The 24880-nt window shown below is 66.3% G+C and carries 24 protein-coding genes; 11 read left to right on the top strand and 13 right to left on the bottom strand.

Annotated features, from left to right (window positions below; all coding sequences use genetic code 11):
- Nucleotides 1-64: 64 nt before the first annotated feature.
- Nucleotides 65-982, bottom strand: coding sequence for an ABC transporter ATP-binding protein (locus ACPVPU_RS03230; RefSeq protein ID WP_448659486.1), 918 nt, complete (start codon nucleotides 980-982; stop codon nucleotides 65-67).
- 56 nt (nucleotides 983-1038) lie between these two features.
- Nucleotides 1039-1602 carry a hypothetical protein gene (locus ACPVPU_RS03225; protein ID WP_448659485.1) on the bottom strand — a complete coding sequence of 188 codons (564 nt, stop codon included), beginning with the start codon at nucleotides 1600-1602 and terminating at the stop codon, nucleotides 1039-1041.
- Between the two features lie 110 nt (nucleotides 1603-1712).
- Between ACPVPU_RS03225 and ACPVPU_RS03220 the strand changes: the two genes are divergently transcribed.
- The 3 genes from ACPVPU_RS03220 to ACPVPU_RS03210 are packed head-to-tail and all read left to right on the top strand — an operon-like array spanning nucleotide 1713 to nucleotide 3595.
- Nucleotides 1713-1943 (top strand): zinc-finger domain-containing protein, encoded by a 231-nt coding sequence (locus tag ACPVPU_RS03220; protein WP_448659484.1) that lies wholly within the window; start codon nucleotides 1713-1715, stop codon nucleotides 1941-1943.
- A gap of 18 nt (nucleotides 1944-1961) precedes the next feature.
- Complete coding sequence (gene tldD / locus ACPVPU_RS03215; RefSeq protein ID WP_448659483.1) at nucleotides 1962-3392, top strand: metalloprotease TldD; 1431 nt, start codon at nucleotides 1962-1964, stop codon at nucleotides 3390-3392.
- On the top strand, nucleotides 3392-3595 hold the full coding sequence (locus tag ACPVPU_RS03210; protein ID WP_448659482.1) for a putative signal transducing protein: 204 nt from the start codon (nucleotides 3392-3394) through the stop codon (nucleotides 3593-3595). The genes tldD and ACPVPU_RS03210 overlap by 1 nt, the downstream gene beginning before the upstream one ends.
- On the opposite strand, the gene ACPVPU_RS03205 is transcribed toward ACPVPU_RS03210, so the two are convergent.
- Nucleotides 3596-4300 carry an NAD(P)-dependent oxidoreductase gene (locus ACPVPU_RS03205; RefSeq protein WP_448659481.1) on the bottom strand — a complete coding sequence of 235 codons (705 nt, stop codon included), beginning with the start codon at nucleotides 4298-4300 and terminating at the stop codon, nucleotides 3596-3598.
- Nucleotides 4301-4480: 180 nt separating this feature from the next.
- On the opposite strand from ACPVPU_RS03205, the gene ACPVPU_RS03200 reads away from it, so the two are divergent.
- The 3 genes from ACPVPU_RS03200 (at nucleotide 4481) to ACPVPU_RS03190 (ending at nucleotide 6910) form a co-directional block, all read left to right on the top strand.
- The gene (locus ACPVPU_RS03200; protein WP_448659479.1) at nucleotides 4481-4819 is read left to right on the top strand and encodes a P-II family nitrogen regulator; all 339 of its coding nucleotides are present in this window, start codon (nucleotides 4481-4483) and stop codon (nucleotides 4817-4819) included.
- Nucleotides 4820-4833: 14 nt separating this feature from the next.
- The gene (locus ACPVPU_RS03195; RefSeq protein WP_448659478.1) at nucleotides 4834-6177 is read left to right on the top strand and encodes an ammonium transporter; all 1344 of its coding nucleotides are present in this window, start codon (nucleotides 4834-4836) and stop codon (nucleotides 6175-6177) included.
- Nucleotides 6178-6295: 118 nt separating this feature from the next.
- A complete protein-coding gene (locus ACPVPU_RS03190) occupies nucleotides 6296-6910 on the top strand; it encodes a class I SAM-dependent DNA methyltransferase (RefSeq protein WP_448659477.1) in 615 nt (204 codons plus the stop codon).
- A 78-nt stretch (nucleotides 6911-6988) separates the two neighbouring features.
- Here the strand turns inward: ACPVPU_RS03190 and ACPVPU_RS03185 are convergent, their stop codons facing one another.
- The 7 genes from ACPVPU_RS03185 to ACPVPU_RS03155 form a co-directional block, all read right to left on the bottom strand.
- Nucleotides 6989-10075, bottom strand: coding sequence for an autotransporter outer membrane beta-barrel domain-containing protein (locus tag ACPVPU_RS03185; protein WP_448659476.1), 3087 nt, complete (start codon nucleotides 10073-10075; stop codon nucleotides 6989-6991).
- Nucleotides 10076-10171: 96 nt separating this feature from the next.
- Nucleotides 10172-11770: a GMC family oxidoreductase gene (locus ACPVPU_RS03180; protein WP_448659475.1), complete on the bottom strand. Its 1599-nt coding sequence runs from the start codon at nucleotides 11768-11770 to the stop codon at nucleotides 10172-10174.
- On the bottom strand, nucleotides 11704-12678 hold the full coding sequence (locus ACPVPU_RS03175) for a sterol desaturase family protein (protein WP_448659474.1): 975 nt from the start codon (nucleotides 12676-12678) through the stop codon (nucleotides 11704-11706). Before ACPVPU_RS03175 ends, ACPVPU_RS03180 begins: the two co-directional genes overlap by 67 nt.
- 31 nt (nucleotides 12679-12709) lie before the next feature.
- Nucleotides 12710-13081, bottom strand: coding sequence for a hypothetical protein (locus ACPVPU_RS03170; protein ID WP_448659473.1), 372 nt, complete (start codon nucleotides 13079-13081; stop codon nucleotides 12710-12712).
- Nucleotides 13078-13512 (bottom strand): TIGR01244 family sulfur transferase, encoded by a 435-nt coding sequence (locus tag ACPVPU_RS03165; RefSeq protein WP_448659472.1) that lies wholly within the window; start codon nucleotides 13510-13512, stop codon nucleotides 13078-13080. The genes ACPVPU_RS03170 and ACPVPU_RS03165 overlap by 4 nt, the downstream gene beginning before the upstream one ends.
- A gap of 12 nt (nucleotides 13513-13524) precedes the next feature.
- Entirely contained in the window at nucleotides 13525-15300 is a 1776-nt protein-coding gene (gene recQ, locus ACPVPU_RS03160) for a DNA helicase RecQ (RefSeq protein WP_448659471.1), read from the bottom strand.
- Between the two features lie 85 nt (nucleotides 15301-15385).
- Nucleotides 15386-15922, bottom strand: coding sequence for a hypothetical protein (locus tag ACPVPU_RS03155; protein ID WP_448659470.1), 537 nt, complete (start codon nucleotides 15920-15922; stop codon nucleotides 15386-15388).
- 228 nt (nucleotides 15923-16150) lie between these two features.
- On the opposite strand from ACPVPU_RS03155, the gene crtY reads away from it, so the two are divergent.
- The 4 genes from crtY (at nucleotide 16151) to ACPVPU_RS03135 (ending at nucleotide 20552) form a co-directional block, all read left to right on the top strand.
- Entirely contained in the window at nucleotides 16151-17356 is a 1206-nt protein-coding gene (crtY, locus tag ACPVPU_RS03150; protein ID WP_448659469.1) for a lycopene beta-cyclase CrtY, read from the top strand.
- Between the two features lies 1 nt (nucleotide 17357).
- The gene (locus tag ACPVPU_RS03145) at nucleotides 17358-18836 is read left to right on the top strand and encodes a phytoene desaturase (RefSeq protein WP_448659468.1); all 1479 of its coding nucleotides are present in this window, start codon (nucleotides 17358-17360) and stop codon (nucleotides 18834-18836) included.
- Between the two features lie 172 nt (nucleotides 18837-19008).
- Entirely contained in the window at nucleotides 19009-19590 is a 582-nt protein-coding gene (locus tag ACPVPU_RS03140; RefSeq protein ID WP_448660401.1) for an LOG family protein, read from the top strand.
- Between the two features lie 14 nt (nucleotides 19591-19604).
- The gene (locus ACPVPU_RS03135) at nucleotides 19605-20552 is read left to right on the top strand and encodes a phytoene/squalene synthase family protein (RefSeq protein WP_448659467.1); all 948 of its coding nucleotides are present in this window, start codon (nucleotides 19605-19607) and stop codon (nucleotides 20550-20552) included.
- A gap of 21 nt (nucleotides 20553-20573) precedes the next feature.
- On the opposite strand, the gene ACPVPU_RS03130 is transcribed toward ACPVPU_RS03135, so the two are convergent.
- Together ACPVPU_RS03130 and ACPVPU_RS03125 are read right to left on the bottom strand one after the other, a co-directional pair.
- A complete protein-coding gene (locus ACPVPU_RS03130) occupies nucleotides 20574-20969 on the bottom strand; it encodes a hypothetical protein (protein ID WP_448659466.1) in 396 nt (131 codons plus the stop codon).
- Nucleotides 20970-21021: 52 nt separating this feature from the next.
- Nucleotides 21022-21357, bottom strand: coding sequence for a hypothetical protein (locus tag ACPVPU_RS03125; RefSeq protein WP_448659465.1), 336 nt, complete (start codon nucleotides 21355-21357; stop codon nucleotides 21022-21024).
- Between ACPVPU_RS03125 and ACPVPU_RS03120 the strand changes: the two genes are divergently transcribed.
- Nucleotides 21356-23170, top strand: coding sequence for an ABCB family ABC transporter ATP-binding protein/permease (locus tag ACPVPU_RS03120; protein WP_448659464.1), 1815 nt, complete (start codon nucleotides 21356-21358; stop codon nucleotides 23168-23170). The genes ACPVPU_RS03125 and ACPVPU_RS03120 overlap by 2 nt on opposite strands.
- A 96-nt stretch (nucleotides 23171-23266) precedes the next feature.
- Here the strand turns inward: ACPVPU_RS03120 and purH are convergent, their stop codons facing one another.
- Complete coding sequence (gene purH, locus ACPVPU_RS03115; protein WP_448659463.1) at nucleotides 23267-24856, bottom strand: bifunctional phosphoribosylaminoimidazolecarboxamide formyltransferase/IMP cyclohydrolase; 1590 nt, start codon at nucleotides 24854-24856, stop codon at nucleotides 23267-23269.
- Nucleotides 24857-24880 lie beyond the last annotated feature (24 nt).

The raw sequence follows: 24880 nt of genomic DNA, 5'->3' as shown, positions 1-24880 counted from the left end.
AAGCGCTCCTCGACTACGCTCGAAGCGAACGAAGTTTCAAGGGCATGGCTAAACGCAGGGTGTCTCAGGCAGCGCTCGTCAAATTCAGGAACACGTCCTCCAGGTCCGCCTCGCGCGTGCTCACATCGACGATCCCGTACCCCGCGCCCTGCACCGCGCCCAGCACCTCGCCGGCATTCGCCCGGTCCTTGCGATAGGTGATGACCAGGGTGCGCTCACCCTTCACCTCCACTTTCTGGAAACAGGCCGCATCCGGCACCGCGCCCAGATCGCGGTCGACCGTCACCTCGACCAGTTTTTCCTGCGCCATGCCGACCAGTGTGCGGGTCGGCTCATTGGCGATGACGCGGCCATGGTTGATGATGGCGATGCGATCGCACAGCTCCTCGGCCTCCTCCAGATAATGGGTGGTCAGGACGATGGTGACGCCGCGCGCGTTGAGGCCGCGCACATAGTCCCAGAGCTGCTGCCTGAGCTGGATGTCCACCCCGGCCGTCGGTTCGTCCAGCACCAGCACTGGCGGGGAATGCACCATCGCCTTGGCCACCATCAGCCGCCGCTTCATGCCCCCAGACAGAGTGCGGGAATAGGCGTTCGCCTTGTCCTCCAGCCCCATGGCGCGCAGCAGGTCCATGGTCCGCCGATCGCCCTTGGCCACGCCGAACAGCCCGGCCTGGATTTCCAGCGTCTCCGCGGGCGTGAAAAAGGGATCGAAGATAATCTCCTGATTGACGATGCCGATCGACGCCTTGGCATTGCGGGGATGCCGGTCGATGTCGAAGCCCCAGATCTCGGCCGTGCCGCTCGTCTTGTTGACCAGACCCGCCAGGATGTTGATCAGGGTCGACTTGCCCGCCCCGTTCGGTCCCAGCAGGCCGAAGATTGTCCCTCGCGGCACGTCGAAGGACACGCCGTCCAGCGCACGCTTGCCACCGGTATAGGTCTTGGCCAGGCTGTCGATGCGGATCGCGGCTTCGGTCATGCCGCTGGCATAGGATCGATGATCGCCCTCGCCAAGTCCGCCGGACCGATCCCCCCTTATTTCCGGGTCAGGGTCGTCCGGTTGCGCACCAACCAGGCCGATCCATCATCGTCGGTAAAGTCGACTTCCTTGAGCGTGACAACCACCGGGCCGTCCCGCGTGGTCGTTTCCCGGATCGATGCTGGCCGATCATTGTCCCGGCCTTCCCGCGTCGCCACGATGGTCCAGCGGTCGGCCGCCTCGGCCCGCGTCAGGGTCAGCCGGTCGACGATCAGCTCGGCCTGACGGCCCTTGCGGAAGCTGGCGCTTTGTTCGGCGCCCGTAGCTGGATCGAGCAGCGATATCGACGTGATGGTGATGATCCCGGTTTTCGGGCCGTCGTCGAAATCCGCCTTGCGGATGAGGGTCAGCCCGTCCCGCCCCTGTTCCACCGCCACGACGACCGGCAGGCCAAACCAGCGGTCCGCCTGGTAATCGCGATATTCAAGCTTGCCCTGCCACATGCCGGCCAGACTGGCCCGGGCCTGTTCGAGCGTCACCGGCGACGTCTGAGCTGCGGCGGCAGAGGTTGCGCCGATCCACAGGATACCGGCAATGCAAAGCGCTCGTCCGATACCCATGACCTGCCCACCCCCCTTGTTCCGCATCCGTCATGAGCCCGGCCAACGGGCTTTGCAAGCCGGACGCGCCGTGCTTGCCGCGTTTGCCGCCCTTTGCTAATTCGCCGGGCATGATCAGCCCGCCCACCATCACCCGCACTTCGTCCGTCCGCGTGTCCTGTGACGGAGCCTATGACGGTATCCCTACTGCGCTTGGCCACCCGCGCGTGTTCCTGGAAATCGACGAGCATGGCTATGTCGATTGCGGCTATTGCGACCGGCGCTTCGTCCTGATCGGCGGTCCGGCGGACGGGGTGGACCCCGCGACCATGCCCGATATCGCGTCTGGCGCCAGCGCCTGACACGCCTATATCGGTGGCATGACCGTTTCTGCCGCTGATCCCCGTAGCTTCCTGTATGGCCATGGCCTTGACCCGGACGAAGCGCGCGCGCTGACCGTGCGGTTGCTGTCCCGTGCCGAGGATGGCGAGCTGTACCTGCAATATCGCAAGTCGGAGGCGTTCGGTTTCGACGACGGGCGGCTGAAGACCGCCAGCTACAATACCGATGCCGGGTTTGGCCTGCGCGCGGTTTCGGGCGAGCAGACGGCGTTCGCCCATGCCAGCGAGATCAGCGCCGCAGCCATCGCGCGGGCTGGCGATACGCTGGCGCTGATCGACCCCGCCACGGGACCGAAGGCGTCGCCCCCGCGCGGCAACAACCGTCACCTATATACTGACGCCGATCCGATCGACCTGTTGCCCTTCGATGTGAAGGTGAACCTTTGCCAGACGATCGACGCCGCCGCCCGCGCCCGCGATCCGCGGGTGGTGCAGGTGTCGGTTTCGCTGACCGGGGCTTGGAGCGTGGTCGAGATCGTGCGGCCCGACGGTTTCGTCGCCACCGATGTCCGCCCGCTCACCCGGCTCAACGTCAGTATCGTCGTCGAACAGAATGGCCGTCGCGAATCGGGCAGCTTCGGCATTGGCGGGCGCGAGCTTTACGACCGGCTGATCGCGCCGGAGACGTGGAACCGCGCGATCGACGAGGCGCTGGCCCAGGCGCTCGTTAATCTGGAAGCAGTGGACGCGCCTGCTGGCGAGATGACCGTGCTGCTCGGCCCCGGCTGGCCCGGCGTGCTGCTGCACGAAGCAGTCGGCCACGGACTGGAGGGCGATTTCAACCGCAAAGGCACCAGCGCGTTCAGCGGCCGCATCGGCGAACGGGTGGCGGCGCCCGGCGTCACCGTTGTGGACGATGGCAGCATCGGCGCTCGGCGCGGCTCGCTCAGCATCGATGACGAGGGCACGCCAACGCAGGAGAATATCCTGATCGAGGACGGCGTCCTGCGCGGCTATATTCAGGATCGGATGAACGCCCGGCTGATGGGCGTCGCCCCCACCGGCAATGGCCGCCGCGAAAGCTTCGCCCATGCGCCCATGCCCCGGATGACCAACACCTTCATGCGCGGCGGCTCCGACGATCCCGCCGAACTCCTCTCGCGGGTCAAGCGCGGCATCTTCGCCAAATCCTTCGGCGGCGGTCAGGTCGATATCGTGTCGGGCAAGTTCGTCTTTTCCTGCACCGAGGCCTATCGGATCGAGGCCGGCAGGCTGGGCGCGCCGATCAAGGGCGCGACTCTGATCGGCGACGGGCCGACCTGCCTGACAAAGGTGCGCGGCATCGGCAAAGACTTCGCGCTGGACGAGGGGATCGGCATGTGCGGCAAGGGCGGCCAGAGCGTGCCTGCGGGCGTGGGTCAGCCCACCCTGCTGGTCGATGGCCTGACCGTCGGCGGCACCGCCGTCTGATGGCGCTTGCCGAATTGGGCAGATTTGACCGGATGGAGGCTCACCTGATCGTCGGGCTGCTGGATTCCGCGGGGATCGACGCCGTTGCCTTTGACGGCAATGCCAGCATCGCCGACGGCAGCTTTTTGTTGATCCCGACGCGCGTCATGGTCGACGCCGGCGATCTGGCGGCGGCGCGGCGGGTAATGGCCGAACAGCGATGATCAGCTAAGTTCGTCCAGCAAAGCCAGAGGGCTTTCCAGCATCTCGCTCTCCCGCCGTCCGATGGCGGGCGTCTGGCGAATCCAGTCGCTGCCCAGCGCGCAGTCAAGCATGAACGACGCAAGATCGCCCTGCCGCGTGCGGAACACCGTTCTGGGCAGGGTATCGGGCTGAATCAACGGATTGCCCGACGGTTCACGGTCGAGCAGCCAGGCCGGGCGCACCGCCGTCCAGTCGATGTCCGATGCGCCGGCTAGCACATCCTCCATTGCCCGCATCTGATGAAACACCGCCGCCAGCGCCGGTTGCGCGGCCAGATGGAACCAGAGCGGACCGGGTGGGCGGCGGGACACGAATGCCGCAGAAATGACGACCAGACGCCGAAGGGCGCAACTCCGCATTGCCGACACGATCCGCGCCGTTCCGCGGGAGTAAACCGGCGGCGGATCGATTGCATTGCGCAGACCGCGTGCGACACCCAGCGCGGATAACACCGCCCCAGCGTTCTCGATCACCGGTTCCAGCGGATCGGCCAGCACGTCCGCCACCTCTATCGTCAGCCTGTCGTGATGCGGGATCGACGGGGCGGGATGCCGGACGATGGCGCGGACGGCATGCCCGCGCTCCAGCGCCTGATCGACGATCCGGCGACCCACGCCGCCATCGGCACCAAAGACCGCCAGGTCGACAGGGGAGGCTGTGGCCATCGGCGAAGAATGCACGACGGTCAAATTGGTTGCCTGTTTTTTAGGCAGAGCACGGCCGCTGCTCAATTTTTTACCGCATTGTAACATTTTCTGTCGGGAACGCGCCCGATTCAGCGCCATTCTGTCTTTGGCACGGCGATTGCAGCGTTGCCCCGGGAACAATCGCAACTAGGGGGCGACATGAAGCTGATCATCGCCATCATCAAGCCGTTCAAGCTTGATGAAGTCCGCGAAGCCCTGACCGAACTGGGGGTGACGGGCATGACCGTGACCGAGGTCAAGGGGTTCGGACGGCAAAAGGGCCAGACCGAGATTTATCGCGGCGCCGAATACAGCACCAACATGGTGCCGAAACTGAAGATCGAAGTCGCGTGCGGTTCCGACCTTGCCGGTCGGGTCGTCGAGGCGGTTCAGGCCGCGGCGAACACCGGCGCCATTGGCGATGGCAAGATCTTCGTGCTCGATCTGGGTCAGGCCGTGCGGATCCGCACCGGCGAGATCGACGAGACCGCGCTGTGAGCAAGGGGGTATCCATGAAGCACATGATGAAACTGGCCGGCACGGCCGGTCTGGGGCTGTTCGCTGCCCTGCCCGCATGGGCGCAGGACGCGGCCGAGGCCGCAGCGCCGACGCCGGACAAGGGCGATACCGCCTGGATGATCGTCGCAACCGTGCTGGTGATGATGATGATCGTCCCCGGCCTGGCGCTGTTCTATGGCGGTCTGGTCCGCACCAAGAACATGCTCTCCGTCCTGACCCAGATCATCGCGGCGGCCTCGCTGGCGATGATCATCTGGGTCGTCTATGGCTACGGCCTGGCCTTTGGCGGTGACTGGAACCAGTATCTGTCGACCGGCAAGTTCTTCCTCGCTGGCGTGACGGCGGACTCGACCGTCGCCACCTTCACCGACGGCGTCGTCATCCCGGAATTCGTGTTCATCGCGTTCCAGATGACCTTTGCCGCGATCACGCTCTGCCTTGTAGTCGGCGGCTTGGTGGAGCGGCTGAAGTTCAGCGCGCTTCTGATGTTCGGCGCGATCTGGCTGACCATCGTCTATTTCCCGATCGCGCACATGGTCTGGTACCTGGGCGGCAGCGACGAGGCGACCGGCCTGATCTTCGGCTGGGGCGCGCTCGATTTCGCCGGTGGCACCGTGGTGCACATCAATGCCGGCGTGTCGGCACTGGTTGGCGCCCTGATCCTCGGTCCGCGCCTGGGCTACAAAAAGGATGTTATGGCCCCGCACTCGCTGACCATGACGCTGATCGGCACCGGTCTGCTGTGGGTGGGCTGGTTCGGCTTCAACGCAGGTTCCGCGCTTGAGGCAAACGGCTCGGCGGGTCTTGCGCTCATCAACACCTTCGTCGCTACGGCTGCCGGTGTCCTGTTCTGGATGCTCACCGAAAAGCTGCTGGGTCACAAGGGCTCGCTGCTCGGCGCCTGTTCGGGTGCCATCGCCGGCCTGGTCGCGGTCACTCCGGCGGCGGGCAACTCCGGCCCGTTCGGTGCGATCCTGCTGGGCGCCATTGCGGCGGTCGTCTGCGCCATCTTCGTGGTGTCGGTGAAGCCTAAGCTGAATCTCGACGACTCGTTGGACGCCTTCGGCATCCACGGCCTGGGCGGCATCATCGGATCGGTCGGCACCGCCGTCACCATGCTGCCCTCGCTGGGCGGACCGGGTGCGGACGACTATGATCTGGGCGGCCAGCTCGGCATCCAGATCGCCTCGGTCGGTGTCGCCATCCTTTGGGCAGCGGTCGGTTCGGCCATCGCCTTCTTCATCGTCAAGTTCACCATCGGCCTGCGGGTTACCGAGGAAGTCGAGCGCGAAGGCCTCGATCTCGGGGAACATGGCGAACGCGCCTACAACTATTGATTGAAATCGGGCGGGCGCCGCCAGAAGCGCCCGCCCCCACGAGGTTCCTCCTGCGGACCCCTAAGGGCCGGTGGTTTCGACCACCGGCCCCTTTTTTTGTCCATCATAGCCGGCCAGGATGAGCGGGAGCGGGGAAGGCGCGACGGCGATGGACGAGGACCTGAGCGAAGGATGGGAGGCAGTCGCCGGTCAGTTCATGGCGATCCGTTCGGATATCGGGGCGGCGTTGGTCCGGGGCTGGGCACGCGAGCGACTGATGCCCGGGGCCACTATCCTTGATCTGGGTTGCGGATCGGGCGTCCCGATCGGGGAGGCGTTGTTGGCCGATGGCTTTGCGCTGCACGGGGTGGACGCATCGCCAACGATGATCCGGTCATTCCAGACCCGGCACCCCGACGTGCCGCTGGCCTGCGAGGCGGCACAGACAAGCGTGATGTTCGGGGGTCCATTCGACGCGGTGATCGCCATTGGCCTGATCTTCCTGCTGGCGGAGGAGGATCAGCGAGCGGTGCTGACCCGATCGGCGGCGGTGCTGCGGCCCGGTGGCTGGCTGTTGTTCAGCGCGCCGGATAGACCCTGTGTCTGGGACGACCGGTTGACCGGGCGGCAATCCAGGTCGCTTGGCGCGGATGCCTATGCGGCGCACCTGGCCCGCACCGGAATCAACGTCATCAGTTGGCGCTTGGACGAGGGCGGCAACGGTTACTGTGAAGCGCAGCGCCCGCTGCGGTAACGGATTGGCCGCCCCGCCCCATCGAAGCACGTCCGGCCATCCCGCCCGGCGGTTTCACCACAGCCGCTGCCAGACGGCCTACCAGCCGATCTGAACCCCCAGCCGCAGGCCGAGATTGAGCGCGCCCGCCTGATCCTCCGCGCTTCCCTCCGCACCGAACTGGAACCCTTCGGACCCGCCGATCATGCGGCCCCGGCTGACCCACCCGTCGGCCCGCCGCTGTGGTTCCAGCGTAAAGGGCTGGCCATTGGTGAAACGGGCGGTAGTCGTGTCGACCGATCCGCCAACGATCTTGCGATAGCCGCCCTCCACCTCGGCGCGAAGCGGCGTGCCCGCCTGATCCAGGCTGCCAAGGTCATAGCCCAGCGTCACCGTCGCCTCGACCGCCGCCTCGTCGCTGACCCGCTTGTCCACCGACAGGTTGAACGCATCGCCGCCGCCGGCCTCGGTATAGGCCTTTTCGTTCAGCCGGAAATAATCCGCCGCCACGCGTGGCCGCACCGAAATGCGTTCGCCCAGCCGCGCCTCGTAGGTCGCGCCGATAATGCCCGACATCAGCCCGCCGCCGAACTCGGCGGTCGCCACCCGGCTGAAACTGGCGCTTTCGGCAACCACGTCGAACCGCCGCTGACTTTGAAAACCGATCAGCGAATAGGCGCCACGGGCAAAGGTGGTCAGGCCGCCAGCCTTGCGCCGCCAATGCAGCGCCAGTTCATACTGGCTGCTTTCCACAGCATTGAAATTGCCGCGCGTCTCGTTCAGGCCCAGATACAGCGCCAGCGAAGCGCCGACCCGGCCCAGATCGCCCAGCGCCAGCTCGCCGCCCCCCTGCAGGCCCCAGCCATTGATGCGATACGCCTGGGTATCGCCCTCGTCCTTGTTGGTGCCCCACACCAACGTATTGAAGAATAGGCCGGTCCCGCGCGTGGCGATGGCATCGCTCGGCACATTTTCCAGCGACCGCGCCGCCGTCCGCGTCGCCAGCGTCACATTCTGAAACGTGCCGCCGGTATGTTCGGGCAGGAAACTGCCAAACCGGGCCCTGACCGTTTCCGCATCGCCCGCCGCCAGAAAGGTGTCGCGAATCTGCGTATCGCGGTCGATCACCGCGAACACCGCATCATAGGCACTGGACAGCGACCGGTTGAACCCCAGCTCGCCCGCGGACTTGCGGGCGATCGCCAGGTTGATCGTGCCGGCCGCGTTGTCGACCGTCAGCGCACCGTTGAACAGGAACGGCAGGCTGGTGTCGCCCAGCGTCAGGTTGCCGCCCCCGGTCAAGGTTCCGGCATCCAGGATGGCGTAATTGCCCTGGGCGGTCGACACGCTGCGCAAGGCGACGGCCAGCGTGGCCCCCGTTGCAAAGCTGGCATTGCCGGCAACGTTCAGCCGAGCGGCGTTGGTCGTCGCCTGATCGATGGTGATGCCCAAGACCCCGTTGGATCCCATGGCCAGCGATCCGATCGATGCCGCCGCACCCGTGCCCAGTTCCAGACGGCCGTTGATCGATGCAGCCAGCCCGCCCGCATTGGTCAGCCCGCCGATCAGCGTCGCATCCTGTGCCAGGGTCAGCCGGTCGGCACCCCCGCCGAAATCGACATTGCCGACGATCGTGCCCGCCTGGATATCCAAGAGATCGCCCCCGCTGCCCAGCCGGATGGCCCCGACGATGGACGGCGATGCGTTGGCGGCGCTGGCCTGTTGGCGGATGGTGGCACCCGTAGTGTTGGACGCCAGATCGATCGCGGTGCCCGATGCCAGCGTACCGGTGGTCGATCCCACGGCGATGCGGCCGGTATTGGTGATCAGCGCCAGAGTGCCGGACAGGTCCTGAATGGCGACGGCGGTTGCCTTGTCCCCGCCGACAATGCCGACCGCGCCGCTGTTGACCAGTTCGGGGACGGTTGCGCCCTGACGCACCACAACGCCGGTCGCCGTGCCGTCGGCGGTGATCTGAACGCCCAGCTGACCGGCCAAGACAAGCTTGTCGACCTGTGCGCCGCTGGCCAGGTCGACGGCGGTGGCATTGCGGGTGCCCACCGCCGATACCGCACCGGCCAGGCGCATCCCGCCCGTCAGATCGACGGTGCCCCCCGCCCCGCCGATGCGGATGGCGGTGGAATCGACATTGTCATAGACGCCCGAACCAAGGATCGATCCGCGCACCACGATGCCCATCCGATCGGCATCGCCCGCCACCGCGCCGATGGTGATGGCTTCCGCGCCGCCGACCGCCAGGGCCGGTGCCGAACCATAGGATGCGATCGAAGCAGAGCCTTCTTCGGCATCCGGGATGCCGTCGCCATCGTCGTCGGTGCTGTTCGGGTTGGAATTGACGGGCGGAACGTCGAACAGGATGCCGCCCGCCACATTGCCCGCGACGCGGATCGCAGGCCCGCCGATCAACAGGTCGTCCGCATCCAGACCCGTGACCGTCGCCGGACGGGTGATCGACCGGTATCCGGTGGCGTTGACCGATCCCTGAAACACCAGCGCGCCGCCGACATCGCCGTCAACAGCGACGCCGATCGAATCGCGGCCCTGTGCGGTCACGCTGCCGCGCACGGTGACGTTGCCCGACACGTCGTCGGTGCGAATGGCGATGCTGCGATCGCCCAGCACGCCGATGGTGCCGCTGGAGGTCAGCGATCCAGTGAGCTGTCCGCCCAGGCGGATCGCGCCCGAATCATTGCCCTCGATGGTGATCGTGCCGGTATTGACGATGGATCCGGTAAAGGCACCGGCCGTGCGGATGCCGAACCGGTTCGTCCCTTGGGCCAGCGGTCCGTCCAGATCCCCGTCGGTGTCGGTATCGGTCGGCGTATAGGTTTCGATGATGCTGATCGCGCCGCCATTGGTGATCGTGCCCGATCCGCCGGTCGTCGCCAAGATGCCGTCGACATCGTTGACGCCGGTCACCTCCACCGTTCCCTGGTTGGTCACGTTGTTGGCGCTGTTGACGGTGACGACAGGCCCGGCGACCGTTGGCCGGATCGATCCGGCGCTGGTGATGGTAATGTCCGCGCGGGTGCCGCCATCGCCCGCAGTGCCGGTGGCAACTGGCGTGGTCGTTGCAGTCGTGATCTGGCGCTGGGCCTGTGCCTCGCCGGTCGCACCGGCAACAGCAATGACGGCCAGGCTGGCCGAACCGAGCAACAAACGCATAAGTCCCCTCTCGCGCAACGCCATACATCGGCGGGTACCGGCCAAAAGGCCTAGGCATGGATTACGGCGGCGGCAAGGCGCAATCGACGCCCGGGATCAGCCGGAAGCGGCCAGCCGTTCGCGGACAAAGGCAGCGCACCGTTCCCCGATCATCACGCTGGGCGCATTGGTGTTGCCGCCGATCAGGGTGGGCATGACCGACGCATCGGCAACCCACAGCCCCTCGATGCCGTGCACACCAAGCCGGGGATCGACGACGGCATCGGCGTCCGACCCCATCCGCGCGGTGCCGACCGGGTGATAGATGGTATCCGCCCGCGCCCGGATCAGCGATTCGAGCGCGGCATCGTCGGCAGGATCGACCGGATAGCGGTCGCGCCCGCGCCAGGCGCGCACCGATGGCGCGTCCAGCAGCCGGTACATCAGACGAACCCCCGCCGTCAGCCGGTCGAGATCGCGCCGATCCGACAGGAACGCTGGATCGATGGCGGGCGGCGCGGCCGGATCGGGCGATTGCAGCCGCACGGTCCCCCGGCTTTCGGGGCGCAGGACACAGGCATGGCAGCTGAAGCCATGGCCCGGCACGGCGGCGCGGCCATGATCCTCGACCATGGCGATCAGGAAATGCAGCTGGATATCGGGCGCAGGCAATGCCGGGTCGGTGCGGACGAACGCCCCCGCCTCGGCATAGGGCGTGGTCATCGGCCCGGTGCGACGAGCAAACCAGCGGGCCATGTCGCGCAGCCCGGCTAGCGACCCGGCCAGCGAACGGCCTAGGAAATAACGGCTGCCCGGCGTTTCGAAACTCGCGGTATAGTCCAGATGGTCCTGCAGATTGGCGCCCACCGCCGGACGGTCGATGCGGACGGGGACGCCATGGTCCGCCAGATGCGCGCCCGGCCCGATGCCGGACAGCATCAGCAATTGCGCCGTGCCGAACACGCCGCCCGCCATCACCACCCCGGCGCGCGCCCGGATCATGTGCACCAGGCCCCCGCGCCGATAGCGCACGCCGACCGCGCGCCCATCCTGGATCACAACCTGTTCCGCCAGCGTGTCGGTCAGGATGGTCAAGTTGGCGCGGCTGCGGGCCGGATCGAGATAGGCGCGCGCCGTGCTCCACCGTTCGCCCCGGTGCTGGGTCACCTGATACAGGCCGGCGCCTTCCTGACGTGCGCCGTTGAAATCGTCGTTGCGGGGAATCTGCAAGGCCTGGGCGGCCTGGATGAACTTTTCGCAGGCGGGATGGGCATGATGCTGGTCGCTGACCTGCAAAGGGCCATCCGCACCGTGCCAGTCATCCGCGCCGCGCTCGTTCCCTTCCGACCGGCGGAACCAGGGGAGCACATCGTCCCAGGCCCAGCCGGTACAGCCAAGCGATGCCCAATGGTCGTAATCCCATGGATGGCCGCGCACATAAAGCATGGCGTTGATCGCGCTGGATCCGCCCAGCCCCCGCCCGCGCGGCTGATAGCCGCGGCGGCCGTTCAACCCCGGTTGGGGCAAGGTTTCGAACCGCCAGTTCACGCCGTCCGGCTGGAATGGCATCATACCCGGCATCCGCGTGCGCCAGCCATCGTTGCGCCCGCCGGCTTCCAGCACACAGACGGCCAATGCGCTGTCCTCGCTCAGGCGGCCCGCGGCGGCGCTGCCCCCGGATCCGCCGCCGATGACGACGATATCGGCCTCGTCCATGCTGCCTCTCCCTCGCTTGCGTCGCGCGCCGCCGCCTGCCAACTGGCCTTGATGTCGGCGCTGGTCTGGCGGCTTCCGTCATGGCTCCATCCCGGTTCCCGCGCGACATAGCGCCAGCGCGACCGCCAGTCGGGCGCGGCGATCACGTCGCGGGCGATGGCGACCCATTCGTGAACCGCCGCCCACAGGATGTTGAAGCTGCCCAGATCGCGGACGATGCCATAGCGCGGGCGTTCGTCATCCAGTTCGGGCGTGAAGGTGCCGAACATCCGGTCCCAGACGATGAACACCCCGGCATAATTGGTGTCCAGATAGCGCGGGTTGGTGGCGTGATGGACTCGGTGATGCGACGGCGTGTTCATCACCGCTTCGAACCAGCGCGGCATCCGCCCGATGGTCTCGGTATGGATCCAGAACTGATAGATCAGGTTCAGTCCTGCGACGAAAAAGACCATCGCTGGCGGAAACCCGATCAGGAACAGGGGCAGGCGGAACAGGAAGGACAAGCTGAAGAACCCAGTCCAGGTCTGACGCAGCGCGGTCGACAGATTATAATGCTGGCTGGAATGATGGATGACATGGCTGGCCCAGAACCAGCGGACGCGGTGCGCCGTGCGGTGAAACCAGTAATAGGCCAGGTCATCCAAGACGAAGGCGAGCGCAAACCAGCCCCAGTGCCAACCGATGTCGAACAGCCGGAACTGATGCACCCAACTGGCCAGGGCGAACACCGCGCCGCCCGCCAGCGCGCCGGCAACCGTGCTGCCCAGGCCGAGCATCAGCGATGTGAGCGTGTCGCGGGGGCAGTAACGCCGCCGGTCGCGGGCGCGCGCCACCAGCATTTCGGCCAGCACCAACAGGACGAAGGCGGGAATCGCCAGCGAGACGGGATCGGGCAACCGTTCCATGACGGTTACAGCCTAATCGCTTCAACAGGACTTACAAGCGTGTCAGTAACGCCGGGTCCGGGGGCAGAAGCAGCGTGCCGATGCGCGGATCGCCGCTGTCCAGCGATATGCCCTGCTCCAGCCGGTCGAGCGCGAGCGGCCCGGACAGGGTTGCTACCAGCACGCCGACTCCGTGCCGGCGAACGGCGACCGCGCCGTCGCCGTTCCGGTCCATCACCAGCGCAGCGTTGCCGTCTGTCGCCAGCACCACCGTACCGGGGCGAAAACCGATCACGCGTTCCCCGGCGATGCGGCCCGCCTCTGCCGCGGTCAGCGGAGCGATGCGCCCAAGGCCCAATGCGCGTGCGATGCCGGCCAGCGCCAGCACCGCGACCAGCGATCCGGCCAGCAGCAACCCGTTCACCGGGCGCGCGACAGCTGGTCCAGCAACGGATGGATGGCGGACAGGTCATAGCCCGCCCCGGCACCCGCATCGATGATCGCGTCCGGTTGGCCGCCGCCATGCGCCTCGGCCAGCGCCCACAGGTTGCAGCTGCGCGTGCCGGACCGGCAATAGGCGAGGACCGGGCCATTGGCCGCGGCCAGCGCCGCGCTCATCGCCTCCACCTGGGGCATTGAAAAACCGGCATGGGTGACAGGGATGGGGGTATAGGCCAGCCCTGCCGCCTCTGCCGCGCTGCGAATGGCGTCGCCCGATGGCTGGCCGGGCTCCTCGTCGTCCGGACGGTTGTTGACGATCGCCACGAACCCGGCGGCCTTCAGCTCGGCCACGTCTTCGACCGAGATTTGGGGGGCGACGCTGATCCGGTCATTGATCCGGCGGACGGTGGGCATGGCACGATCTCCTTAATCCAGATGCGCTTCTATGACCTTCAGAAACGCCTCGCCATAGGCATCCAGCTTGCGGGCGCCGATGCCGGGGATTTCCGCCATGGCCGCACGGTTGCGCGGCCGGGCCAGCGCCATGTCGCGCAGCACGGAATCGTGAAAGATGACATAGGGCGGCAGACCGGTTTCCTGCGCGATCTGCCGCCGGAGCGCCCGCAATGCTTCGAAGAGGGGGTGGCCGATCGGATTGGCGCCGCCGTCCGCCGCGCCGCCGCGCCGCCGCCGTTCCCGCTTGGGCGGCACGATCAGCGCCAGTGCCGATTCCCCCTTGAGCAGCGCCCGCGCCGCCGGACCGAGCATCAGCCCGCCATGTTCGGTGGGACGGAGCGCGTCGCGCACCAGCAGGGCGCGCTGGACCGGTTTCAGCAATGCCGCGTCCGTTGCATCGGCAATGCCCCAGACGGACAACCGCTCATGCCCGTTCATCAGGCTGCGTTCGGTGGATTTTCCGGTCAGCACGCTTTCGATATAGCCAGCGCCGAAACTCTGGCCGGTGCGATAGACCGCCGACAGATATTTCTGGGCAGCGACCGTCGCGTCGACGGCCTGGGGCGGCTCCAGGCAATTGTCGCAATTGCCGCAGGGTCGGGCGAGCGTCTCGCCGAAATGCGCAAGCAGCAACTGGCGACGGCATCCGGCGGTTTCGACGAGCGCGCCCAGCGCATCCAGCCGCTGGCGCTCGCCCGGCTGGCGGCCCTGCTCCATCTCCCCGATCCGCTGGCGCGCGCGGGCGAAATCGTCCGCACCCCAGAACAGATGCGCCACCGCCGGATCCCCGTCGCGGCCCGCCCGGCCAGTTTCCTGATAATAGCCCTCGATCGACTTGGGCAGTGCGGCGTGCGCGACGAAGCGGACGTCGGGCTTGTCGATCCCCATGCCAAAGGCGACCGTGGCACAGATGACCATGTCCTCGCTGGCAACGAACGCGGCCTGGTTGGCCGCGCGGACCCCCGGTTCCAGTCCGGCGTGATAGGCGCGGGTGGGACGGCCCGACGCGCCCAGCGATTCCGCCAGCCGTTCGGCAGCGGCACGGGTGGGGGCATAGACGATGCCCGGCCCCGGATTATCCTGAACCACGCGCAGGATCTGTCGCGTGCCCTGATCCCGGGCATGAATGGCATATCGGATGTTGGGCCGATCGAACCCGGCGACGATCATGCCGTCGGCGGGTATGCCGAGCTGTTCGAGGATATCGGCACGGGTATGGGCGTCGGCGGTGGCGGTCAGCGCCAGGCGCGGCACATCGGGCCACGCGTCCAGCAGCGGGCGGAGCAGGCGATAGTCGGGGCGGAAATCATGGCCCCATTCGCTGACGCAGTGCGCCTCGTCGATGGCGAACAGCGCGATCCGCCCCTGCCCGAGCAGGTCGCGAAAGGATTGAGACGAAGCCCGCTCCGGCGCGGCATAGAGCAGGTCCAGTTCCCCGGCCCGGAACCGAGCGATCGTCTCCGCCCGGTTATCGTCGGCACTGGTCAGCGTGCCGGCGCGGATGCCCACCGCCTGCGCCGCCCGCAACTGATCGTGCATCAGGGCGATCAGCGGCGAGATGACCAATGCGGTGCCGCCCAGCATCACCGACGGCAATTGATAGGTCAGCGACTTGCCGGCGCCCGTCGGCATGACGGCCAGCGTCCGCTGCCCGGCCAGGACCCGGTCGATCACGTCGCGCTGAACCCCGCGAAAGGCGGGAAATCCGAACAGGGATTGCAGGACGGAAAGCGGTTCGGCGGCCATGCCCTGCCCTTACGGGTCGGACATGGTGGCCGCAATGGCGGGCAGTTCAGCGATGCGAAGGTTCAGAAATTCAGGGGTCCGGGGTTCAGGCGGGCATGCCCCGAGCGATCGGCATGTTCCATCCGTCCCATCGACAGATGCGCTGGACCGCGGCGGCTTCGCGCATGTCCTGTCCCGCATCGCGCGCTTCGCCAGGCATGCCGAGCGATGCGCGCAGCAGCCAGCTCTTGCGCAGGACCGAAACCTGTTCGGGCAGGCAGAAGACAGGGCCATAGCCCGCCAGCTGGTGCTGGTCGTAGAGCCGCTCCAGCACATGCTGGACATCGACAGCACTGACCGCCAGTCGGCGACCGGCATTGATCTGCGCCGCCAGCGTAACCGCATCGCCGCCATTGCCGCGTTCGGCCAGAAGATCGAGGATGGTCAGCCCGAGTTCAGCAGCCGTCGCCGAGTCAATCGCAGAAGGGGGGGCAACGGGCCAGTCGGCAGGCTGGGGGCTGGTGCGCCGGGTGCTGCGGTCAAACGTCGCATCGCGTGACACGCCGCCGGCAAAAATCCGTTTCAGCAAGGACAGAAGGCCCTCGCCCTGAACATCCTCTGCCTGCACCAAACGCATTTTCATGGCCTTGTTGACCTCCTACTCCATCGGTATCGCACTATTGTAAATTTTCGACAAATAAAATTGAGGATAATTGCGTAACTAATCATGTCCGCCCTGGTTTCAGCTTTGGCGAGCCGAATCTGTATTGCAGCGCAACATGAAACGGGCAGTGACAGGGTTGTCGCCCGCGCCCGAAGTCGCACGTGCAGACACCTTTCGCCGACCCCTGCGATCCGCTAGGCGGATGCCATGGCGACGATCAACCAGTGCGATGTGGCGATTGTCGGGGGCGGCCTGGCCGGGTCGCTGATCGCGCTGGCGCTGGCCAAGAGCCGTCCCGATCTGAAGCTGCGGCTGATCGAGGGCGGGGATCGGCTGGGCGGCAATCATCTATGGTCGTTTTTCGGGGGCGATGTCGACCGCGCGGACCGATGGCTGCTGGCCCCGCTGGTCACCCATGCGTGGCAACGGCACCAGATCCGCTTTCCGGCCCATGGCCGCACCATCGCACAGCCCTATTACAGCATCGAATCGGTCCAGCTGGACCGCGTCGTGCGGTCGCAGCTGTCGCGCGACACGGTAATGCTGGGGGCCAGGGTGCTTGCGGTCAGCCCCACCCATGTCGCGCTTGCCAATGGCGATGCGGTTGCGGCCGGCGGCGTGATCGATTGTCGCGGACCGGCCGATACGGCATTTCTGGACCTGGGTTGGCAGAAGTTCGTTGGGCAGGAGCTGGAGCTTGCGGCACCGCATGATGCGCCCGATCCCGTGATCATGGACGCCACCGTCGAACAGCTGGACGGATATCGCTTTGTCTATTGCCTGCCCTTTGGCGAACGCCGGATGTTCGTTGAGGATACCTATTACAGCGACACGCCCGACCTCGACCTGGACCCGCTGCGCCGGGCGCCGGGGGCGAATGGCGATCCGTTGATGCCGCGCATCGCCGATTATGCCCAGCGTCAGGGATGGCAGGTCGACCGCGTCGCACGGAGCGAGGTCGGCGCGCTGCCGGTGGCGTTGGACGGCGATTTCGAGGGATATTGGCAATCCGGCGGTGCGGGCGTGGCAAAGGGCGGGATGCGCGCCGGGCTGTTCCATCCGTTGACCGGATATTCGCTGCCTGATGCGGTCCGGCTGGCGGTGCGGATCGCCCGGGCGAGCGACCTGTCCGGCGCGGGGCTGCACATGCTGACGCACGACCATGCGGCAGAGGCGTGGCGGGCGCGCGGATTTTACCGGATGCTGACAAAGATGCTGTTCCGTGCCGCCGATCCGCAGGAGCGGTACCGCGTCATGCAGCGCTTCTACCGGCTCAATCCGGTATTGATCGGACGCTTCTATGCGGGTCAGTCGAACCTGCTGGACAAGGCGCGGATTTTGACCGGAAAGCCGCCAGTGCCCATCGGCCGCGCGATCAGGGCGATCACGGCCAAACGACCAGGGAGTGCATGATTTGAAAACGGCAGTGGTGATCGGTTCGGGGTTCGGCGGCCTGGCGCTGGCGATCCGCCTGCAATCGGCGGGCGTCGATACCACCATTATCGAGGCGCGGGACAAGCCCGGCGGCCGCGCCTATCACTGGGTGCGCGACGGCTTTACCTTTGACGCCGGCCCCACCGTCATCACCGCGCCCGAAGCGCTGGAGGAATTGTGGAGCCTGTCCGGCAACCGCATGGCCGACGATGTCGAGCTGGTGCCGGTCAGCCCGTTCTACCGGCTGAACTGGCCGGACGGGACCAATTTCGACTACACCAACGACGACAGCATTCTGCACGCCGAAATCGCCAAGCTCGATGCAAGTGATATCGCCGGGTACACCCGATTTCTCGAATATTCGAAGGGTGTCTACGAAGAAGGCTATGTCAAGCTGGGCGATGTTGCGTTCCTGGACTTTGGCTCCATGCTGAAAGCGGCGCCGGCACTGATGAAATATCAGGCATGGCGGTCGGTCTATTCGATGGTTTCCGGGTTCGTGAAGAACGAGAAGCTGCGCCAGGCGCTGTCGTTCCACACGCTGCTGGTCGGCGGCGATCCGATGAAGACGTCGAGCATCTATGCGCTCATTCACAAGCTGGAACGCGATGGCGGCGTCTGGTTCGCCAAGGGCGGCACCAACCGGCTGGTTGCGGGCATGGTCGCGCTGTTCGAGCGGCTGGGCGGCACGCTGCGCCTTGATGATCCCGTCGCGTCGATCGAGACGCTGGGCGACCGGGTGACCGGCGTGACGACCCAGAGCGGGTTCCACGTCGATTGCGATGCCGTGGCCAGCAATGCCGACCTGATGCACAGCTACAAGGACCTGTTGTCCACGTCGCGCTCAGCCAAGCGGACGGCGGCGTCACTTGAAAAGAAGCGGTTTTCGCCCAGCCTGTTCGTCGTGCATTTCGGATTGAAGGGCACCTGGCCCGGTATTCCGCACCACATGATCCTGTTCGGCCCGCGCTATAAGGGGCTACTGGCCGACATCTACGATCACGGCGTGCTGGCAGAGGATTTCAGCCTGTATCTCCACCACCCGACCGTCACTGATCCGGCAATGGCGCCGGAGGGTCATTCGACCTTCTACGCGCTCTGTCCCGTTCCGCATCAGGGCAAGTTCCCGGCGGACTGGGATCAGGTCGGCCCGATCCTGGAGAAGCGCATCCTGGACGAGGTCGGCCGCCGCCTGATCCCCGACATCCACGACCGGATCGTCACCAAGTTCAGCTATATGCCGACCGATTTCACTGCCGACCTGAACGCCCATCTGGGCAGCGCCTTCAGCCTGGAGCCGCTCTTGACGCAAAGCGCCTATTTCCGGGCGCACAACCGGGACGACCATATCCCGAACCTGTATTTCGTCGGCGCGGGCACCCATCCGGGCGCGGGCATTCCCGGCGTGGTCGGCAGCGCCAAGGCGACAGCGAGGCTGATGCTGGGGACGGAGGGATAAGTCTCGGACCCCAACCCCGTTCGTGCTGAGCGTGTCGAAGCACTGCCGTTCCTTCCTGCACGCCGCTGAAAGAAGGACAGCCCTTCGACAAGCTCAGGGCAAAGGGTTTCGTGGGATCGCTACACGTCCCTAGCCACCCGGGCGAATCCCGATTAACGGGGCGGGCATGACCATTCGCCGCCTGGCCGTTTATTGCGGGTCCGCCAGCCCCGCCGATCCCGTCTATCTGCAATGCGCCCGCGATGTCGGCCGGGCGCTGGCGGAGCGGGGAATCGGCGTCGTATACGGCGGCGGCAAGCTGGGGCTGATGGGCGCGGTTGCCGACAGCGCGCTGGCCGCAGGGGGTGAGGTGATCGGCGTGATCCCCGATGCGCTGGTCGCAGCGGAAGTGGCGCACCAGGGCCTGACCGAATTGCACACCGTCCGCACCATGCATGAACGCAAGGCGCTGTTCACCGATCTGGCTGACGGGTTCGTCACCATCCCCGGCGGCACCGGCACGATGGACGAATTGTGGGAGGCGCTCAGCTGGGCGCAGCTCGGCTATCACAGCGATCCCGTCGGGCTGCTGAACATCGCCGGCTATTATGACGGCCTGATCGAGTTCTGGCACAAGATGGGGGAGGTCGGGTTCGTCCGGCCCCAGCATCAGGGGCTGTTGATCGTCGATACCGCGCTGGGTGGCCTGCTGGACCAGATGGCGGCGTGGCAGGGCGCGACGCCGATCATCCAGATGGCGCGCGAGGATTTGTGAGCGCAGGGCACGGCATGGCCCATCCCCTGCCGTCGCGCGCCGCCATCGTCGCCACGGCGGGCGAGGCGATCGGCCGGGGATCGAAAAGCTTTTCCGCCGCCAGCACCTTGTTCGATCGCAAGACGCGCGAGCGCGCCTGGCTGCTCTATGCCTGGTGCCGAGCGTGCGACGACCTGGCCGATGGGCAGGAGATGGGGCACGGCATGAAGGCGGTGGACGATGCCGCCGACCGGCTGGCGATCATCACCGATCGCACCAACCGGGCGCTTGCCGGCGAAATCGTGTGCGATCCCGCCTTCGACGCGCTGCGCATCGTTGCGGCGGAAACCGCCCTGCCGCACCGGTTCGCTCATGACGTCATTGCGGGGTTTGCCCTGGATGCCGACGAATGGCGGCCCCGCACGACCGACGATCTGCTCCGCTATTGCTATCATGTGGCGGGGGTCGTCGGCTGCATGATGGCCGTCATCATGGGGGTGCGCCCGGACGATCACGCGACGCTGGACCGCGCCTGCGACCTGGGGCTGGCGTTTCAGCTGGCCAATATCGCCCGCGATATCGAGGAGGATGACCGGGCGGGCCGATGCTATCTGCCCGTCGAATGGCTGGTCGAAATGGACATCCCGCCGGGCCAGCACATGAAACCGCCCTTTCGTCCCCGGCTGACCGTGCTGGCGCGGCGGCTGGCGGCCATGGCCGAGCGCTATGAGGCAAGCGCGCGGGGCGGCACCCCGGCGCTGTCCTTTCGCTCAGCCTGGGCCGTGCTGGCGGCGGCGGGCATCTACGGCGACATCGCGCGCGAGGTCGCCCGACGCGGCGATCATGCCTGGGATCACCGCACGACGACCAGCGGCATGGCCAAGCTGGGCTGGATCGCGCGTTCGGCCGGTCAGGCGGCCCGGCGACAGGCGCTGTATGAGGCGACGGCCCGTCCCGCAGACCTGTGGACCCGCCCGCGCTGATGCTTTCCCCGGCGAACGGACTCAGTCTGAGCGCCCGCTCATGCGCCACGCCAGCCACGCACCAAGCAAAGGGGTGACGAACGACGCGATCAGCATCCAGCGCGGGTGGGGAATCGTCATCACGTTGACGACGTTGCCCAGCCATGCCGCGCCCAGCACCCACCAGGCAACGGCGCGCCACCCGGCGATGCGAATGCCAACCCAGCTGCCCAGCAAGGCACCGATGAAATAGGCAAAGACGACGAACAGCTTTGCCCCGAGCGGAATTTGATCCACCATCGCCGCCACGGCGGCTGGATTGCGCATGTCGATTGGAACGGCTGGGGGGAACAACGCATTGCCGACCAGCTGGACGACGCTGGTGCCAACGCCGAACAGCACGATACCGACAATGATGCCGAGAATGCGCTTGACCATATCCCTGCACCTCCCGGGTGCAGGCTAACATCGATCACGCTGCCGGAACAGATCAGCCGAGCGTCGGTGCCTTGCCGAGTGCGCGGCTTGCATCGCGAATGGTCATGGCCTCGCACCGCGCCTCGACCAGCGGATAGGGGATGTCGCTGTGCTGGACCAGCACGGCATCGAGCTGTGCCTGGCAGGACGCTGCGGTCTGATAGCCGGTCGGCGCGAACCGCTGGCGTTCGCACATAGAGCCATCGTCCGCACAGCCCAGGATCGCCATGACATAGATGAGTTGGTCCATCGTCCCGTCCTCCTGCATCAACCAATGCAGCAAAGCGGCTCCGGTTCCGTCCAGCCGTTGCATCGGCGCGGCGGCTGCCCCACATGGCGGCTTGATCATGCCGCCCGCCTCAGAACCCTCCAGCGCCGATCGGCCGCTGTGGCCGACCATCCGGCGCTTCCTCCCCTATCTCTGGCCAGCCGATGCGCCGGGGCTGAAGGTGCGGATCGTGGGGGCAATGCTGTTCGTCCTCGTCTCGAAACTGGTGCAGGTTTACGGCGTGCCGTTCGCGCTGAAGGGCGCGATCGACCGGATGGACATCGGCGATCGGGGGGCAACCACCCTGATCGTCCTGCTGGTCGTCGGCTATGCCGCGGCACGGCTGGGCACCGTCATCTTCGACAATCTGCGCAATGTCGTGTTCGAGCGGGTGGGCCAGGAGGCTTCGCGGCGACTGGCGGTCGTCACGTTCCGGCACCTGCACCAGCTGTCGCTGCGCTTTCACCTGGAGCGGCGGACGGGCGCGATCACCAAGGTGGTGGAACGGGGCACCAAGAGCATCGATACCATGCTCTATTTCCTGTTGTTCAACATCGCGCCGACGGTGCTGGAACTGGCGCTGGTGCTGCAAATCTTCGGCTCGCGCTTCGGCAGTTGGCTGGTCGCCGGCACTTTGGCGATGGTGGTCGGTTATATCGCCTTTACCCGCATGGTCACCGATTGGCGTGCGAAGTTACGCGAGCGGATGAACGACCTGGATACCGGCGCGGTCGCGCACGCGGTCGATTCGCTTCTCAATTTCGAGACGGTGAAATATTTCAACGCCGAGGCGCGCGAGGCCAGGCGGTACGAAACGGCGATGACATCCTATGCCAGCGCCGCCGTCACCTCGGAAAACTCGCTTGCCTGGCTGAACATCGGTCAGGCGGTGATCACCAACGCCATGCTTGGGTTCGGCATGGCACTCGTCGCATGGGGCTGGTCGACGGGCGAGTTCACATCCGGCGACGTGGTGCTGGTATCCACCCTGCTATCGCAGCTGTTCCGGCCGCTCGACATGCTTGGCTGGGTCTATCGCACCATCCGCCAGGGGGTGATCGACATGGCCGCCATGTTCGACCTGATCGATCAACCGGCAGAGGTGGTCGATGTGCCGGGCGCGGCCCCGCTGGTCGTGCAGGGCGGCCATGTCCGGTTCGAAGGGGTGCGGTTCGGCTATGATCCGGACCGGGCGATCCTGAAGGGGATCGACCTGGACGTGCCGCCCGGCTCAACTCTGGCGGTGGTCGGTCCATCGGGCGCGGGAAAATCGACGCTGGCCCGCATCCTGTACCGGTTCTACGACCTGACCGGCGGGCGCGTGACCGTGGACGGCCAGGATATCGCGCGGGTGACGCAGGAAAGCTTGCGCGCCGCGATCGGCATCGTTCCGCAGGATACGGTGCTGTTCAACGACACCATCGGCTACAACATCGCCTATGGCCGCGAAGGGGCGGGCCAGGCGGAGATCGAGGCGGCGGCGCGCGGGGCGGCGATCGGCGACTTCATCGCCAGCCTGCCGGATGGCTATGCAACGCGCGTCGGCGAACGCGGCCTGAAACTGTCCGGCGGCGAAAAACAGCGGGTGGCGATTGCGCGCACGCTGTTGAAGGACCCGCCCATCCTGATCCTGGACGAAGCGACCAGCGCGCTGGATACGCGGACGGAACACGAGATCCAGGCGACGCTGGAATCGATCGAGCGCGGCCGCACGACGATCATCATCGCCCACCGCCTGTCCACCATCGTCGGTGCGGACCAGATCGTCGTGCTGGATCAGGGACAGGTCGCCGAACGCGGCACCCATGCCGAATTGCTGGCGCTGGGCGGCCTCTATGCCGAAATGTGGGCACGCCAGGCACAGGAACAGGAAGAAGCGCTGGTCGAGGTCTGACCGTCGCCGTGCTCCTGCGCAGGCAGGAGCCCAGAGCCTGCATCGATGTCCTTCGCAACTCTGGGCTCCTGCCTGCGCAGGAGCACCGGTCAGATATCAATGCCGGAAATGGCGCATGCCGGTAAACAACATCGCCAGACCAGCTTCATCCGCCGCTGCAATCACCTCATCGTCGCGGATCGATCCGCCCGGCTGGATCACGCAGGTGGCACCCGCCTCCACCGCCGCCAGCAGGCCGTCGGCAAAGGGGAAGAAGGCATCGCTGGCAACCGCCGAACCGATGGTGCGGGGTTCGGCCCACCCGGCCTTTTCAGCGGCGTCCTTTGCCTTCCACGCCGCGATCCGCGCACTTTCCAGCCGGTTCATCTGGCCCGCGCCGATCCCCGCCGTCGCGCCGCCCATGGCATAAACGATGGCGTTCGACTTGACGTGCTTGGCGACGGTCCAGGCGAATTTGGCGTCGGCCAGTTCCTGTGCCGTGGGCGCCCGCTTCGTCACCTGGCGCAGTTCGACATCGGCCAGCACGCCGTGGTCGCGCGACTGGACCAGCAGGCCGCCCGCAATGGTCTTGACCGCCAAGCCGGGGCGGCGCGGATCGGCCAGATCGGCCACCAGCAACAAGCGCAGGTTCTTCTTGGCCGCAAAGATCGCCCGCGCCTCGTCCGACGCGCCGGGGGCGACGACGACCTCGGTGAAAATCTCGGTGATCGCCGTTGCCGTTTCAGCGTCCAGCGGACGGTTTAGGGCGATGATCCCGCCAAAGGCCGACACGCTGTCGCACTGGAACGCGGCGCGATAGGCATCGATCAGCGTGTCGGCGCTGGCGACGCCACACGGATTGGCGTGCTTGACGATGACTGCGGTGGGCGGGCCATCACGGAATTCGGTCAGCAGTTCAAGCGCGGCATCGGCGTCGTTGTAGTTGTTGTAGCTGAGTGCTTTGCCCTGCACCTGTTCGGCCTGCGCAATGCCGGGCGCAGCCGGGCCGTTCGGCAGGTAGAGCGCGGCGGATTGATGCGGGTTTTCCCCGTAGCGCAGCGCCTCGCCCCGCCGGAATGCCAGCGGCAGCGTGTCGGGGAATGCCTCGCCCTGATCGGCAAAGGCGAACCACTGGGCAATGGCGCTGTCATAGGCGGCTGTGGCGGCATAGGCCTTGGCCGCCAAGCGGCGGCGGGTGAACCGGCTGGTAGCCCCGCCATTGGCGGCCAGTTCCTCGATGAGCGCGGCATAATCCGACGGGTCGGTGACGATGGCCACGGAATCGTGATTCTTTGCCGCAGAACGGACCATGCTGGGCCCGCCAATGTCGATATTCTCGATGATCTCGTCGCGGTCCGCGCCCTTCGCCACGGTCGCGGCAAAAGGATAGAGGTTGACCACCACGATATCAATGGCACCGATGCCATGCGCCTGCATCGAAGCGACATGGTCGGCATTGTCGCGCACCGCCAGCAATCCGCCATGCACGACCGGGTGCAGCGTCTTGACCCGCCCGTCCATCATTTCGGGAAAGCCGGTCAGGTCGCTGATGTCGCGCACCGTCAGCCCTGCATCGCGCAGCGTCCGGGCCGTGCCGCCGGTCGACACCAATTCGACGCCGTGCCCGGCCAGAGCGGCGGCAAGTTCGACGATGCCCGTCTTGTCGGAAACCGAAATGAGGGCGCGTTGCAGGGGAACCATATCCATGGCCCGCGCCTTTTCAGGATCGGG

The organism is Sphingomonas paludis, from assembly GCF_053502515.1.
The sequence above is the reverse complement of the archived record's forward strand: the minus strand, read 5'-3'. Positions and strand labels throughout refer to the sequence as shown.

Bases quoted from the DNA above. Each gene is read 5' to 3' on its own strand.
- ACPVPU_RS03230 (WP_448659486.1), bottom strand. From the start codon at position 982: ATGACCGAAGCCGCGATCCGCATCGACAGCCTGGCCAAGACCTATACC.
- ACPVPU_RS03225 (WP_448659485.1), bottom strand. From the start codon at position 1,602: ATGGGTATCGGACGAGCGCTTTGCATTGCCGGTATCCTGTGGATCGGC.
- ACPVPU_RS03220 (WP_448659484.1), top strand. From the start codon at position 1,713: ATGATCAGCCCGCCCACCATCACCCGCACTTCGTCCGTCCGCGTGTCC.
- tldD (WP_448659483.1), top strand. From the start codon at position 1,962: ATGACCGTTTCTGCCGCTGATCCCCGTAGCTTCCTGTATGGCCATGGC.
- ACPVPU_RS03210 (WP_448659482.1), top strand. From the start codon at position 3,392: ATGGCGCTTGCCGAATTGGGCAGATTTGACCGGATGGAGGCTCACCTG.
- ACPVPU_RS03205 (WP_448659481.1), bottom strand. From the start codon at position 4,300: ATGGCCACAGCCTCCCCTGTCGACCTGGCGGTCTTTGGTGCCGATGGC.
- ACPVPU_RS03200 (WP_448659479.1), top strand. From the start codon at position 4,481: ATGAAGCTGATCATCGCCATCATCAAGCCGTTCAAGCTTGATGAAGTC.
- ACPVPU_RS03195 (WP_448659478.1), top strand. From the start codon at position 4,834: ATGAAGCACATGATGAAACTGGCCGGCACGGCCGGTCTGGGGCTGTTC.
- ACPVPU_RS03190 (WP_448659477.1), top strand. From the start codon at position 6,296: ATGAGCGGGAGCGGGGAAGGCGCGACGGCGATGGACGAGGACCTGAGC.
- ACPVPU_RS03185 (WP_448659476.1), bottom strand. From the start codon at position 10,075: ATGCGTTTGTTGCTCGGTTCGGCCAGCCTGGCCGTCATTGCTGTTGCC.
- ACPVPU_RS03180 (WP_448659475.1), bottom strand. From the start codon at position 11,770: ATGGACGAGGCCGATATCGTCGTCATCGGCGGCGGATCCGGGGGCAGC.
- ACPVPU_RS03175 (WP_448659474.1), bottom strand. From the start codon at position 12,678: ATGGAACGGTTGCCCGATCCCGTCTCGCTGGCGATTCCCGCCTTCGTC.
- ACPVPU_RS03165 (WP_448659472.1), bottom strand. From the start codon at position 13,512: ATGCCCACCGTCCGCCGGATCAATGACCGGATCAGCGTCGCCCCCCAA.
- recQ (WP_448659471.1), bottom strand. From the start codon at position 15,300: ATGGCCGCCGAACCGCTTTCCGTCCTGCAATCCCTGTTCGGATTTCCC.
- ACPVPU_RS03155 (WP_448659470.1), bottom strand. From the start codon at position 15,922: ATGAAAATGCGTTTGGTGCAGGCAGAGGATGTTCAGGGCGAGGGCCTT.
- crtY (WP_448659469.1), top strand. From the start codon at position 16,151: ATGGCGACGATCAACCAGTGCGATGTGGCGATTGTCGGGGGCGGCCTG.
- ACPVPU_RS03135 (WP_448659467.1), top strand. From the start codon at position 19,605: ATGGCCCATCCCCTGCCGTCGCGCGCCGCCATCGTCGCCACGGCGGGC.
- ACPVPU_RS03130 (WP_448659466.1), bottom strand. From the start codon at position 20,969: ATGGTCAAGCGCATTCTCGGCATCATTGTCGGTATCGTGCTGTTCGGC.
- ACPVPU_RS03120 (WP_448659464.1), top strand. From the start codon at position 21,356: ATGCCGCCCGCCTCAGAACCCTCCAGCGCCGATCGGCCGCTGTGGCCG.
- ACPVPU_RS03125 (WP_448659465.1), bottom strand. From the start codon at position 21,357: ATGATCAAGCCGCCATGTGGGGCAGCCGCCGCGCCGATGCAACGGCTG.
- purH (WP_448659463.1), bottom strand. From the start codon at position 24,856: ATGGATATGGTTCCCCTGCAACGCGCCCTCATTTCGGTTTCCGACAAG.